Origin of the sequence: Jiangella alba, assembly GCF_900106035.1 — a bacterium.
Lineage (GTDB): Bacteria > Actinomycetota > Actinomycetes > Jiangellales > Jiangellaceae > Jiangella > Jiangella alba.
In genome coordinates, this window is the sequence record NZ_FNUC01000004.1 from 2,688,961 (window position 1) to 2,702,980 (window position 14,020).

Consider the following 14,020-nt stretch of genomic DNA (forward strand, 5'->3'; position numbering starts at 1 on the left):
TCGAGGGGACCGGGACGGGACCCATGTCCAGCAGATCGGCACTCATGGTGACCACGGTGGCGCCGGTGTGCCCACATCCGCGAGGGAGGGGAGTCGTGGCGCTGACCGAAGTCGCTCCGCCCGACACCGGGGCCGGCCAGCGGGCGCAGGCCCGGCGCCGGCCCGGCCGCCGCTGGTGGCCCTGGCGCAGCTACCTGGCCCGCCGGGTCGGGAAGAGCGCGATCACCTTGTACCTGGTGGTGTCGCTGTCGTTCTTCCTGATCAGGTTCATGCCGGGCAACCCGGCCGACGCCTACATCGCCCAGCTGATGAGCAGCCAGGGCCTGTCATACGCCGACGCGGCGAACCAGGCCCGGTCGGTGCTCGCGTTCGACCCCGACGCGCCGCTGGTCCAGCAGTACCTGCAGTACCTGGGCGGGCTGGCCCGCGGCGACCTGGGCGAGTCGATCACCTCACCGGGCACGACGGTGGTCAGCCAGCTGACGACGTTCGTGCCGTGGACGCTGTTCAGCGTCGGCCTCGGCCTGCTGCTGTCGTTCGCCCTCGGCGTGGCGGCCGGCGTGCTGGTCGCCTACCGGCGCGGTGGCCTCCTCGACCACGTGGTGACCAACGTGTCGTCGTTCCTGCACGCCGTGCCGAACTACGTGTGGGCGATGCTGATCCTGGTCGTCTTCGGAGTGCAGTTCGGCTGGTTCGACGTCACCGCGGTCCGCGGCACCCACTCGGCCGGGGTCGAGCCCGGCTTCACCCCCGAGTTCATCGGCGACATCTTCTTCCACGCCGGGCTGCCCATCCTGGTCTACGTGCTGACCTCCTTCGGGGGCTGGTTCCTCACCATGAAGTCGTCCACCGTGCAGGTGCTGGACGAGGACTTCGTGACGGTGGCCAGGGCACGCGGCCTGACCGGCGCCCGGATCGGGGTGCACTACGTCGGCCGGAACGCGGTGCTGCCGCTGTTCGCGCAGCTGGCGGTGTCGGTCGGGTTCGTCGTCGGCGGCTCGACCCTCATCGAGCGGATCTTCCAGTACAACGGCGTCGGCTATCACCTGTTCGACGCGCTGACCAAGCGGGACTACCCGATGCTGCAGGGCTTCATCCTGGTGCTCACCTTCTCGGTCATCGTCGCGAACCTGCTGGCCGACGTCCTGCTGTCGCGGATCGATCCGCGGATCTCCGCCGGCCAGGAAGGACGCTGACCATGGCCTCGACGACCCCTGCCCGGTCCAGTGGCCGGCTGCGCACCGTGCGGGCGGGTCTGACCCGCAGCATCACCGGAACCATCGGCGGCGCGGTGTTCCTGATCATGATCGTCGGTGCGCTGGTCGCCCCGCTGTTCGTGCAGGCGGACACCGCGACCGACCTGACCGCGATCTACCAGCCGCCGAGCGCGGCACACTGGCTCGGCACCGACGACGAGGGCAAGGACATCGCCAAGCAGATCCTCGTCGGCGGCCGCGACATCGTCATCGTCGGACTGGTCGCGGCCGGGGTGTCGACCCTGATCGCGGTGGCCTTCGGGGCCCTGGCCGCCTACCGAGGCGGCTGGGTCGACTCGCTGATCGTGCAGGTCACCGACTTCGTGCTCACCGTGCCACAGTTCGTACTGCTGCTGGTGCTGTCGGCGTACCTGCGGCTGGACAGCGCGACGCTGCTGGCCGTCCTGCTGGGGCTGCTGGCCTGGCCGTCGCTGCTGCGGGCGGTCCGGGCCCAGGTGCTGTCGCTGAAGGGGCGGGAGTTCGTCGAGGCGGCCCGGCTGGTCGACCTGGGCACCTGGCGCATCCTGTTCCGGGAGATCCTGCCGAACATGGCCAGCTACCTGCTGGTCCACTTCATCCTCGCGATGACCGGCGCGGTCTACGCGCTCGCCGGGCTGTACCTGCTCGGGCTGGCCCCGATGTCCGGGACCAACTGGGGCATCATGATCCACCAGGCCTGGACCAAGGGCGCCTTCTTCTACAGCGGCGGGCTGCCCTACATCCTCAGCCCGCTGATCGTCATCGCGATCCTGCAGCTCTCGGCGATCTGGCTGGTCCGCTCGCTGGAGGAACTGCTCAACCCACGGCTGCGGGCGCAGGGGTGAGCGCGGCGATGAACACCGACGCGCTGCTGGAGATCCGCGGCCTGAACGTCGACTACCGGACCTCCCGCCGGAGCACCGTCCCGGTGCTGCGCGACATCGACCTGAGCGTGCGGCCCGGCGAGGCCGTCGCGCTGGTGGGCGAGAGCGGCTGCGGCAAGACGACGCTGGCGCTGGCCATGCTCCGGCTGCTGCCGAAACTCGGTCAGGTGCGGTCCGGGTCGATCGGGTTCCGCAGCGGCGACGGCGAGTGGTGCGACCTGCTCGCCATGGACGGGGGCCGGCTGCGGCGCTTCCGCTGGGCCGAGGCCGCCATGGTCTACCAGGGCGCGATGAACGCGCTCAATCCGCTCACCCGCATCAGGAGCCAGTTCCTGGAGACCGCGCGTGCGCACCGGTCCGGCGATGCCGACCGGGTGGTCCTCAACCGGGCCGCCGAGCTGCTGGAGCTGGTGGCGCTGGAGCCGGGCCGGGTGCTGAACGCCTACCCGCACCAGTTGTCCGGCGGCATGCGCCAGCGCGTGCTGATCGCGCTGGCGCTGCTGCTGCGGCCGCGGCTGCTGGTGCTGGACGAGCCGACGACGGCGCTGGACATCCTAACCCAGCGGGGCATCGTCGACACCTTGATCCGGCTGAAGGACGAGCTCCGGTTCGCCATGGTGTTCGTGTCGCACGACCTGCCGCTGGCCGCCGAACTGGCCGACCGGGTCGCCACCATGTACGGCGGGCGGATCGTCGAGCTCGGGCCCACCCGGGAGCTGTTCTACCGGCCGCGGCACCCCTACACCATGGGCCTGATCAGGGCGGTGCCGCCGGTGGCCGCCGACGCGCCGGAGATCGTCTCCATCCCCGGCTCGCCGCCCGGCTTCGGCGCGTTGCCGCCGGGGTGCGCGTTCCATCCGCGGTGCCGGTTCGCCGGGCCCGAGTGCGCCGTCACCGACGTGCCGCTGACCACGCTCTCCGTCGATCACCGGGCCGCGTGCCTGCGGCTCGACGCGACCGACCTCGAGGCGGTGAGCCACCGTGGCTGACGCCCTGCTCCGGCTGGAGAACGTCGGCCGGGTCTTCCCGACCGACGCCGGCCCCGCGCCCGCCGTCGACGGCGTCGACCTGGCGCTGGCCGCCGGCTCGGTGACCTGCTTGGTGGGGGAGAGCGGCTCCGGGAAGACGACCACCGCCCGGATCGCCGCCGGGCTGACCACCGCGTCGTCCGGCCGGGTGCTCTTCGACGGACGGCCGCTGGCGGAGCTGGGCCGATCCGGCCTGGTCGCCTTCCGCCGGGCCGTGCAGTACATCCACCAGGACCCGTACGCGTCGCTGAACCCGACGCGCACGGTGCAGAGCACCCTGGTCTCCGCGCTGCTCCGGCAGCGGCGGCGGGGGTTGTGGTGCGGCCGGAGCGAGCACCGGGCGGCGCGCTCGCGCGCGGCCGAGCTGCTGTCGATGGTGGACCTGACCCCACCGGAGAACTACCTGGCCAAGTACCCGCACCAGCTCTCCGGCGGGCAGCGGCAGCGGGTGGCGATCGCCCGCGCGCTGACCACCGGACCGCGGCTCATCATCGCCGACGAGTCGACCTCGATGCTCGACGTGTCCATCCGCATCAGCCTGCTCAACGTGCTCACCGGCCTGCGTGAGCGGCTCGACGTCGGCTATCTGTTCATCACCCACGATCTCGCCCTGGCGAAGTACTTCGGCCGCGACGGCCGCACCGCGGTGATGTACCTCGGCCGCATCGTGGAGAACGGCCCGACGTCACGGGTGATCGGCGACCCGCAGCACCCGTACACCCGGGCGTTGCTGGCGGCGGTGCCCGAGCCCGACCCCGACCTCACCCGCGGCAAGCGCGCCATCGAACTGCGCAGCGCCGACGTTCCCAGCCTGACGGCGATCCCCGACGGCTGCCCGTTCCACCCCCGCTGCCCGATGGCCCGGCCGGAGCCCTGCCAGCTGGAGCGGCCCGTGCTCACCGGCGCTGCCGGCCACCGTGCGGCGTGCCACCGCACGGCCGACGTCCGGGCCGAACTGCCGCTGCTCGGTGACTCGGCGGTGACCCGGTGATCGCCCTGGCCCGGGCCGGACTGAGCACCGGGCTGTTCCTACTGGCCGTCGCCGGGTTGCTGCTGCTCGCCATCCCGCCGGACCGGCCGGAGTTCGTCCCGACGGTGCTCAGCCTGTGCATCGGTCTGCTGCTGACCGGCACCGCCGTCGTCGCCATGCTGCTGGGCCGCCGCGCCGAGCGGCGCGACCGCTGACCCTGTTCATCAACGGAGGAATCCCATGTCCGACCCCACCCCGGTCCTGCTCACCCGCCGGACCGTCCTCGGCCTCCTCGGGGCCGGCGCCGCGGCCGCCGCACTGGGCGCCTGCAGCGCAGCCGGCAGCGACGGCTCGCAGTCGCCCGGCGGCACCCCCGGCCGCCGGATCTTCCGCGCCGCCTACCCGTACGAAGCGCCGCCGAAGGGACACTTCAACCTGCTGACCGGCGTCGCCGAGGGCATCCGGCTGGGCTACCTCATCGACCTGGTGCAGCTGCCGGGCGCGATGTACAACTGGCAGGACCAGACGTACTACCACCTGCTGGCCGACCCGTCGTCCGGGTTCGCCGCGGACCGCACGACCTTCAGCTACGTCGTCCGCGACGGGCTGAGCTGGAGCGACGGCACCCCCGTCACGGCCAAGGACGTGTACTCCACCTGGCTGCTGCAGGCCGCGCTCGGGCACTCGGCGCACCAGTACGTGACGTCGTTCGAGCAGACCGACGAGCGCACCGTCACGTTCCAGCTGAGCAAGCCCGCGCCGGTGGTCGAGTACTACCTGCTGCGGCTGCAGATCGTGCCGGACATCCAGTACGGGCCGCTGGCCGCCGAGGTCGAGCCGCTGTACGCCGGCCGCACGCTGAAGGAGAGCCCGGACCTGGCCGCGCTGACCAAGAAGATCGGTGAGTTCCGCCCGGACGCGCCGCTGGCCAACGGCCCGTTCGCGTTCGACCCGGCGACCGTCACGGACGCCCAGCTGGAGCTGGTGAAGAACCCGACCGGCTACCTGGCCGACACGGTCGCGTGGGACGGCATCCTCGTGCACAACGGGCAGACCGAGGCGGTCACCCCGCTGGTGCTGGCCGAGAAGATCGACTACGCCACCCACGCCTTCCCCGTGGCCACCACGAAGCAGCTGGAGCAGCAGGGCTTCCGGATCCTGCGGCCGCCGGTGCACAGCGGGCTGGCGCTGTACTTCAGCTTCGGCCGTCGCCCGGAGTTCGCCGACAAGCGGGTGCGGCAGGCGCTGGCGCACGCCATCGACCGCAGCCAGCAGGCCGAGGTGACGTTCGGCGACTCCGGACGACCCGGTCAGTACATGTCCGGCATGTCCGACGTCCAAGTCGAGCAGTGGCTCGGCGAGAGCGACCGGGGCAAGCTGGCCGGCTACGAGTTCGACCGCGACAAGGCCGAGCAGCTGCTGCTCGCGGCCGGCTGGCGGCGCGACGGCGCGACGTGGATCACCTCCGCGGGCACGCCGGCGACCTACGACATCAGCTACCCGACGCAGCTGATCGACTACGCCGCCGCGGCGCAGAACGTCGCCGGCCAGCTCAACGAGTGGGGCTTCGAGATCGTCCAGCGCGGCGGCGACAACACCCAGGTGCGGCTGGACATCGGCAAGGGCGAGTTCGACCTGGCGATCCTGACCTGGGGCATGACGGGGAACCCGTTCCCGTCCGAGGCCTACATCGCCGACTTCCTCACCTTCAACTACGCGATGCTGGCGCCGGACCGGGGCATCGACTTCCCGCTCACCCAGCAGACCGACGCGGTCGGCGAGATCGACCTCGAGCAGGCCGTCATCGACAGCGCCGTCGGCGCCTCGCCCGAGGAGCTGAAGGGCAAGGCGACCACCCTGGCGCTGGCCTTCAACGAGTTGCTGCCGATCGTGCCGCTGGTCGAGCGGTACGCCAACAACCCGGTGCTGACCAGCGCGGTGACCGGCTACCCGGACGACGACGCGTCGGTGATGCAGAACTCGATCTACGCCGACAACCCGACCGCGATCCTGATGTTCGACGGCACCCTCGAGCCGGCCTGACCTCCATCGCCCCGCATCGCAGAGGAGCTCATGTGACAGCGCAGCGTGAGACCGGCCGCGGCCGGTACCGGGTCGGCGTGATCGGCGCCGGCGTCCGGGCCGGCGCCTACTTCACCAACATCCCGGCCGAACTGACCGGCACGATCGAGCTCGCGGCGGTCGCCGATCCCGATCCGGCCCGCCGGGAGGCCTTCGGGAAGCTCTTCGGCGGCGAATCCGCCACACCGTACGAGACCGGGGCCGAGCTGCTGGCGCCGGAGGCCCTGGCGGCGAGCGAGCTCGACGCCGTGGTCATCGGCACCCCGAACGACCAGCATGCGCCCGACATCGTCGCCGCCGCCGACGCGGGCCTGACGGTGCTGGCCGAGAAGCCGGTGGCGATCAGCGTGGCCGAGTGTGCCGCGCTGTGGGCCGCCACCGAGCGCGCGGCCGACCGGATCGTCGTCGGCTTCGTGCTGCGCTACGTGCCGTTCTACGCCCGGGTCCGCGAGATCGTGGCCGGCGGATCCCTGGGCGAGATCCTGGCCATCGACGCGGACGAGAACCTCGGCACCGGGCTGACCAGGCTGTTCCACCGGAGCTGGCGCGCCAGTGCGGCGCGCAGCGGCGGCTTCATGGTGGAGAAGTGCTGCCACGACTTCGACATCCTCAACTGGCTGGTCGGCACACCACCGGTCCGGGTGTTCTCGATGGCCGCCCGCAGCCACTTCAGGCCCCGGCCGGAGGCGGAGAAACGAGAGCGGTTCATCACCCGCGACACCGGTCTCGAACTCGACTTCGGCGAGCGCGACTGGACCGACGTCTTCGTGCCGCACGAGGAGAACAACCCGTACGACCTCGGGGCCGACATCCCCGATCACCAGCAGGCGATCGTCGAGTTCGCCGGCGGCACGCTGTGCACCCTGACGGCGGCGATGGCGCAGCCCCACACCAACCGGCGGCTGCGGATCTTCGGCACGGACGGCGCCCTGGAGGGCGATCTGGCCAGCGGCCGCATCGTCGTCAGCAGCCCGAATCCGGCCGATGACGGCTGGCGCAGCCACGAGGAACTGGTCACCACGAACGACTCCGGTCACCACGGCGGCGACGCGGTGATCGGCCACGCCTTCTGGCACACCGTCGCCGGAGTTCCCGACCTGTCCCGGGCGGGCGTCCGGGAAGGCATCGCCGCCGTGCTGGTCGCGGCCGGCGCCGAGGAGTCCGCGGCCACCGGCCGGCAGGTCGACCTCACCGCACACCACCGGCAGGTCTTCGGCCCGGTCGTCTGACCGTCCAGCACCTGGTTCGAAATCCGCTAGCACGCTTCCCCAGCAGGGCGGCCGCACCGCCCGACCTCGACGTCATCTGGAGGGAACCATGGCCACACCCAGCGAACCCCAGTCTTCGATGGCACGCCGGACGATGCTCGCCGCACTGGGCGCGGGCGGGCTGACGCTCACCGCGGCCGCCGGTGCCGGCGCGGCCGAGCGCAGCGCCGTCCCCGCCGCAGGGCCGACCATGCGCGCGTTGCTGGCGTTCGACTTCTGCCTGACGACCACCGTCGACCAGCTGCGGGCGGAGACCGCGCCCCAGGCCAACTACCTCTACTACGTCGCCGACGCCGGCAAGGAGGGCGTCTTCAAGCACGACCCGGCCGACACCACCAGCGCCGACGACACCGGGCTGGTGCTGGTCTCCACGAACGGCAAGCGGTTCAAGCGGGTGTTCAGCCGGGACGAGGTCCGGGTCACCTGGTTCGGCGCGACCGGCGACGGCAGCACCGACGACCACGACCGCATCCAGGCCGCCATCGACGCGGTCTCGCAGCTGGGCGGCGGGACCGTCTACTTCCCGGCCGGCACTTACATCGTCTCGCCGAAGACGAACGAGCGGCGGATCCGGCTGCGCAGCAAGGTGAACCTGCGCGGCGAGGGCGACAACTCGGTGCTCAAGGTGAAGGACAACGCGGGCGACTACTGGGTGATCCTCGGCGGGTTCTGGGGCGAGGACATCGTCCGCGACGTGAGCATCAGCCACCTGAAGATCGACCAGAACGTCGCCGCCAACACGTCGTGCTTCATCAACGGCCCGGCCACCCAGCCGGGCCGGGACGCCACCGGCGACCTCTGGTGGCGGCAGTTCTGCATCGGCCTGTTCAACTACGACAACATCGAGGTCGACCACGTCACGTTCGCTCCGACCTGCGGCGTCAACTCGGTGGTGATCAACAACTACCAGTGCCGCAACGCCAGGATCAGCAACTGCGTGTTCGACTTCGTCAAGGCCAAGGGTGACCGCAACTACGACAACTCGGCGATCTACGTCAACGGCGTCGCGCACACCATCACCGGCAACCGGTTCCGCGCAGCCGTCGAGGAGATGGCGTTCGGCGCCATGGAGACCCACGGGGCGCAGAGCGTGGTCTCCAACAACATCTCCGACGGCTACATCACCGGCGTCAACGCCCAGTCCTCGGAGTACGGCGGCGACATCGCCGACATGACCATCACGGGCAACACCTTCTCCAACGCCGCCCACGGCATTCAGCTCTGGCCGCGCAAGGACCGGCCGGTGCGCAACGTGACGATCGCCGGGAACACCGTCAGCCTGGCCAACAAGACGCACAACCGGTCCGGGATGATGGGCATCGGCACCTTCCCGGGCGAGTTCATGCCCGACACCTCGCCGTTCGAGAACATCGTCATCACCGGCAACACCGTGCTGTACCAGGAGGAGTTCGAGCAGCGCGAGGTGCTCTGGGAGCAGTACGCCTTCGGCATCGGGCTGATGCGGGCGAACGACATGACCAACGTGGTCATCGCCGACAACGTCATCAAGAACCCGCCGCTGACCGGCATCGTCATCGGCAACCGGGAGAAGAAGGGGACCAGCACCAACGTCGCCGTCACCGGGAACGTGATCACCAACCCGGGGCACTATCCGGCCAAGGCGGAGCGGTTCCGGGCCGGCATCCTGGTGCAGTCCGCCGTCTTCGGGGCGCGCATCACCGACAACACGATCATCGACACCTACGCCCAGGCCAAGGGGCTGTACGCCATCCGGGCCAACGAGGCGGAGGGCAGCTATGCCCACGTGGTGATCCGCGACAACCTGGTGCGCAGCAAGCAGGGCGGGCTCTGGCTCGACCTGGCGCCCGGCATCGAGACCGACGAGGTGCGCGAGCGGATCGCGTTCACGCCCAGCTTCCCGCCGCAGAGCGGCACCTTCGACGCCGGGGACCTGCTCTGGGTGACCGGCGAGGTCAGCGGCCCCGCCGCGCCGGTCGGCTACCGGGTGCTCGGATCCGGCACCGCCGGCACGCTCACCGGCGTGACCGGCACCGGGACGGCGGGGACGGCCAAGCTGACGGTGAACGACGCCGCGGCGCTCCGGGTCGGCCAGGTGATCGTGATCGCCACCGGGAACCAGGTCCGGCGGATCGTGCAGATCGGCGGCACCACGGTGCGGCTTGACCGCAACCTGGACGCCGCCGCCAGCGCGAGCGCGGTCGGCTTCGCCGCGCCGCGGTTCGCCCCGTTCGCCACCGTCGACGCCTGACCAGGGCCGTCGCACCCGAAGGAGAGCACGCACCGTGACTGACGCACCGATCCGGGTCGGCCTCATCGGCCTCGGCCGCAGCGGGTGGCACCTGCATGCCGCCGGACTGGCCGAGCTCGACCAGTACAGCATCGTCGCCGCGGCCGATCCCGATCCCGAGCGACGTGCCGAGGCCGAGGCCCGGTTCGGCTGCGCCGGCTACGCCGAGCCCGGTGAGCTGCTGGCCGACGGCCGGGTGGAGCTGGTCGTGGTGGCCACGCCGTCGCACACCCACGTGCCGCTCGGCGTGGCCGCCCTCGACGCCGGCAAGCACGTCGTCGTGGAGAAGCCGCTGGCCCAGAGCACCGCCGAGGTGGACACCCTGATCGCGGCCGCGAACCGGGCCGGGCGGGTGGCCACCTGCTTCCAGAACAACCGGTTCGAGCCCAGCTTCCTGGCTGTGCGCGAGATCATCGCGTCGGGCCGGCTCGGCGAGCTGATCCTCATCCGCCGGTCGGTGCACCGCTACACCCGGCGGTCCGACTGGCAGACCGTCCGCAGGTACGGCGGCGGCGAGTTGCCGAACACCGCCTCGCACTTTCTCGACCAGCTGCTGTTGCTGGTCGACGACGGCCCGCTCGAGCTGTTCGCCGACCTCAGGCACACGATCTCCGCCGGCGACGCCGAGGACCACGTCAAGCTGGTCATGAAGCCCAAGACCGGCCCGCTGCTGGACCTGGAGTCCAGCTCGGCGATCGCCACGCCGCAGTCGGGCTGGCTGATCGCCGGCAGCACCGGCGGACTCACGGCCACCGACGAGTCACTGCACCTCACGTGGTACGACCCCGACACCGCCGAGGAGGTCGAGCTGCACGAGGGCACGCCGCCGGGCCGGTCCTACCTCAGCGGCGACACGATCGGCTGGCAGCAGGAGACCCGCCGGTTCGACCCGGGCGTCGCCGAGCGGACGGCGCTCTACTACCAGCACCTGGCCCGCACCCTGCGAGGCGGCGCCGACCTGCACGTCACGCTGCAGAGCGTCCGCCGCCAGATCGAGGTGATCGAGCGGGCCCGCCGGCAGACCGGGCTGCTGTAGCGGGCCTCAGCCGGTGCCGCTCAGATGCCGGTGGTGGAGCGGGGGTAGGCGATCTTCGGGTCGCACTGGACGTTGACGAGGTACGGGACGCCGGCGTCGAAGGCGCGGCGCAGGGCCGGGCCGACGTCGCCGGGGTCGGTGACGGTCTCGCCGGCCCCGCCGAGCGCCTCGACGACGGCGTCGTAGCCGGTCTCGGGGCGCAGGTCGGCGGCGACGTCGTAGCCGTAGAGGAACCGCATCGGGTGCTTCTCCAGGCCCCAAGCGCCGTTGTTGCCGACCACCATGACCACCGGGAGGTCGTGCCGGACCAGGGTGTCGACGTCCATCAGCGACATGCCGGCGGCGCCGTCGCCGTAGAGCAGCACGACCTGGCTGTCCGGACGGGCCAGCCGGGCGGCCGCGGCGGCGCCCGCGCCGGCGCCGAGGCAGCCGTACGGGCCGGGGTCGAGCCAGCAGCCGGGCCGGCCGGGCTCGATCAGCTTGCCGGCCCACGACACGAAGTCGCCGCCGTCGCCGACGACGACGGCCTCGTCGTCGAGGACGCGGTTGAGCTCGCCGTAGATGCGCGCCGGGTGGATCGGCTCGCCCTCCGACGCCAGCAGCGGGGCGTCGCGCTCGACGGCGGCCGCCGCCTGGTCGCGCAGGTCGTTCGCCCAGTCGTCCCAGCGCCGGGTGGCCCGCAGCGAGTGCAGGATGCCGTCGAGCACCATGCTGAGGTCGCCGGACGCGCTGGCCGTCAGCTCGACGTGCGTCGCGAGGCCCTCGGGGGAGTCGGCGACGTGCACGACCCGCGCCGGCGCGGCGCCGTCGGAGCCGCCGAACGTGCCGAAGCCGAGCCGGAAGTCCAGCGGCGTGCCCACCACGACGACGAGGTCGGCGTTCTTGAACGCCGCCGACCGCGCCCGGGTGACCAGCAGCCGGTGCCCCTTCGGCAGCACGCCGCGGCCCATGCCGTTGGCCACGACCGGGATGCCGGTCTCGTCGGCGAAGCGCACCGCTGCCGCCTCGGCGCCGTCCATCCAGACGTCCGAGCCGAGCACGACGACCGGGTGCCGCGACTCGTAGATGGCCGTCGCGATGGCGGTGAGGTCGTCGGGGTCGGGCTCCGGCCGCGGCGCCGGCGGGGTGACCTCCAGCGTGACGTCGGCGAAGCTGTACAGCTCGTCCATCGGGACGTCGACGAAGACCGGCCCGCGGTGCGCCGACCGGGCCACGCTGAGCGCGCGGTCGATCACCGGGCCGACGTCGGCCGCCTTGTGCGCCGTCGCCGCCAGCTTCGTGACCGGGGCCAGCAGCGGCGGGTGGTCGAGTTCCTGCAGCGCGCCGGTGCCCCAGCGCCAGGCCGGTGCGCGGCCGCCCACGGCCAGCAGCGGGACGCCGCTGAAGTAGGCCTGCGCGATGCCGCTGACGCCGTTGGTGACGCCCGGGCCCGCGGTGAGCACCACCAGCCCCGGCTCGCGGGTCAGCTTCGCGGTCGCCTCGGCGCCGAAGACGGCGGTCTGCTCGTGCCGCACGTCGACGATGCGGGTGGGCGACTCGGCCTTGACGACGGCGTCGTACAGCGGGAACACGTGGGCGCCGGACAGCGTCCACATGGTGCCGACGCCGTGCGCCTCGGCGACGGCCAGGGCGTGCTGACCGGCGTGGCCACTGAGGGTGAGATCTTTGCGCTGCGAAATACTCACGCGGTCACCGTACCGGAATCCATGGGGTGATCATGGCTCAAGGAGGTCTCTGACGGATCTTCGGCGGCGCGGATCGACGCCCAGGCGCCGACCAGCTGCGTTGTCGTCGTCGGCCGATGGCTCCGCATCGAACTCCTCCTCCGCCTTGCTGGACCGACGACTGGACGCCGCCCGCATCCGCCAATATCCATCAGACACCTCTTAGATGAATGAGTCCGAATGGGTTCTTCCCTTCGTTCGGTCGGCCTCGCGTGCGACGTTGTGAGATCGCTGCGTGATTGATGCGAGCACGATGTCGCGTCCACGACCATGACCCCACGTCGTTTCGGCAGCGATCTGACATCGATCGAACCGGCTCTGATGTGGGGTGCAGCGCGCCTTGAATAGGGGTGTACTGGCCGGTGAGGGTGAGCGGTGTGGCTCACCGGACCGGCCGAACGCCGGCCACAGCCACGTACCCGTCCGGCGAACCCATTTCGGACTCACTCATCTAGGTGTTCTGACCGGGGAGGTTGGGCACGCGGTCGATGGGTGACTTGCCGTTGAGGCTGGTGTGGCCGCGGTGGTGATTGTAGTGGTGCAGCCAGGTCGGGTAGGCCGCTGCGCGGTCGGCCTCTGAGCGGTAGGCGCAGGCGTAGGCCCATTCCTCGAGCAGGGTCCGGTTGAACCGCTCGACCTTGCCGTTGGTCTGGGGACGGTACGGGCGGGTGCGTCGGTGTTTGATCTTCTTGCCAAGGGTCTTGGCCCACAGTCGTGACCGGTAGCAGGAGCCGTTGTCGGTGAGCACGGCCTTGACCGTGATGCTGTGCGCTGCGAAGTGAGCGTTGGCGCGCGTCCAGAAGGCCGCCGCGGTCTCCTTGCGTTCGTCGGTGAGGATCTCGGAGTAGGCCAGCCGGGAGTGGTCGTCCACGGCGTGGTGGAGGTAGACGTAGCCGCGTGAGGGTGATGCGCCGGCGCGGGCCGCGTGATCGGCTGCCGCGTTCGCCCGTCGGGCTTGTTCTGAGCCACGTCCGAACATCCGCCAGCCGCCGCCGTCGGGGATCCGGCCGAGCTTCTTGATGTCGACGTGGATCAGGTCGCCGGGCGTGGCGTGCTCGTAGCGGTTCTTGTCGCGCGAGGAGGTCTTGATCCGGGTGCCGGTGGCCGGATCGGTCCACTTCAACCGCGGGCATCGGTACCGGACCAGCACCTGGTGGACAGTCGAGGGGTTCAGGCCCAGGTGGTAGGCGATCCGGGCCGGGCCCCAACGTCGAGTCACCCGCAGCTTCACGACCCGGTGCTCGATGCGCTTGGGCAGCTGGTTCGGGCTGCGTCGCGGACGCGAGGACCGGTCGACCATGCCGGGCTCGCCGAGTTCGCGGTAGCGGTCGGCCCAGCGACGCGCAGTGGTGATGCTGACTGAGAACCGTTCGGCCGCTCGGGCATACGACCAGCGCTTGTCGACGACGAGCCGAGCCAGACGTAGTCGTCCGGCTGGAGCGAGGGTGGCGTTAGCGTGGGACACGAAGACCTCCGTGGTGAGACGTGGGTGCGTGGTTGCTCCACACCTCACCCGGAGGTCTT

General features: G+C 71.1%; 11 protein-coding genes. 9 read left to right on the plus strand and 2 right to left on the minus strand.

The annotated features are described in order from the left end of the window. Nucleotides 1-95: 95 nt before the first annotated feature. The 9 genes from BLV02_RS30410 (at nucleotide 96) to BLV02_RS30450 (ending at nucleotide 10,772) form a co-directional block, all read left to right on the plus strand. Nucleotides 96-1,196: an ABC transporter permease gene (locus BLV02_RS30410; RefSeq protein ID WP_216094524.1), complete on the plus strand. Its 1,101-nt coding sequence runs from the start codon at nucleotides 96-98 to the stop codon at nucleotides 1,194-1,196. A 2-nt stretch (nucleotides 1,197-1,198) separates the two neighbouring features. After that, nucleotides 1,199-2,080: an ABC transporter permease gene (locus tag BLV02_RS30415; protein ID WP_069114293.1), complete on the plus strand. Its 882-nt coding sequence runs from the start codon at nucleotides 1,199-1,201 to the stop codon at nucleotides 2,078-2,080. Nucleotides 2,081-2,088: 8 nt separating this feature from the next. After that, nucleotides 2,089-3,108, plus strand: coding sequence for an ABC transporter ATP-binding protein (locus BLV02_RS30420; RefSeq protein ID WP_069114481.1), 1,020 nt, complete (start codon nucleotides 2,089-2,091; stop codon nucleotides 3,106-3,108). Then, nucleotides 3,101-4,138: an ABC transporter ATP-binding protein gene (locus tag BLV02_RS30425; protein ID WP_069114292.1), complete on the plus strand. Its 1,038-nt coding sequence runs from the start codon at nucleotides 3,101-3,103 to the stop codon at nucleotides 4,136-4,138. Before BLV02_RS30420 ends, BLV02_RS30425 begins: the two co-directional genes overlap by 8 nt. After that, entirely contained in the window at nucleotides 4,135-4,332 is a 198-nt protein-coding gene (locus tag BLV02_RS30430) for a hypothetical protein (RefSeq protein WP_069114291.1), read from the plus strand. The genes BLV02_RS30425 and BLV02_RS30430 overlap by 4 nt, the downstream gene beginning before the upstream one ends. A gap of 25 nt (nucleotides 4,333-4,357) precedes the next feature. Further along, nucleotides 4,358-6,160, plus strand: a complete 1,803-nt coding sequence (locus BLV02_RS30435) for an ABC transporter substrate-binding protein (protein WP_069114290.1) — start codon at nucleotides 4,358-4,360, stop codon at nucleotides 6,158-6,160. 32 nt (nucleotides 6,161-6,192) lie between these two features. Beyond that, nucleotides 6,193-7,428 (plus strand): Gfo/Idh/MocA family protein, encoded by a 1,236-nt coding sequence (locus BLV02_RS36035; protein ID WP_069114289.1) that lies wholly within the window; start codon nucleotides 6,193-6,195, stop codon nucleotides 7,426-7,428. Nucleotides 7,429-7,546: 118 nt separating this feature from the next. Continuing rightward, nucleotides 7,547-9,697: a glycosyl hydrolase family 28-related protein gene (locus BLV02_RS30445; protein WP_171906861.1), complete on the plus strand. Its 2,151-nt coding sequence runs from the start codon at nucleotides 7,547-7,549 to the stop codon at nucleotides 9,695-9,697. Between the two features lie 34 nt (nucleotides 9,698-9,731). Next, the gene (locus BLV02_RS30450) at nucleotides 9,732-10,772 is read left to right on the plus strand and encodes a Gfo/Idh/MocA family protein (RefSeq protein ID WP_069114287.1); all 1,041 of its coding nucleotides are present in this window, start codon (nucleotides 9,732-9,734) and stop codon (nucleotides 10,770-10,772) included. A 20-nt stretch (nucleotides 10,773-10,792) separates the two neighbouring features. Here the strand turns inward: BLV02_RS30450 and BLV02_RS30455 are convergent, their stop codons facing one another. Together BLV02_RS30455 and BLV02_RS30460 are read right to left on the minus strand one after the other, a co-directional pair. Next, on the minus strand, nucleotides 10,793-12,457 hold the full coding sequence (locus BLV02_RS30455) for an acetolactate synthase (protein ID WP_216094523.1): 1,665 nt from the start codon (nucleotides 12,455-12,457) through the stop codon (nucleotides 10,793-10,795). A gap of 490 nt (nucleotides 12,458-12,947) precedes the next feature. Then, nucleotides 12,948-13,961, minus strand: a complete 1,014-nt coding sequence (locus tag BLV02_RS30460) for an IS481 family transposase (RefSeq protein WP_083412413.1) — start codon at nucleotides 13,959-13,961, stop codon at nucleotides 12,948-12,950. Nucleotides 13,962-14,020: the final 59 nt, after the last annotated feature.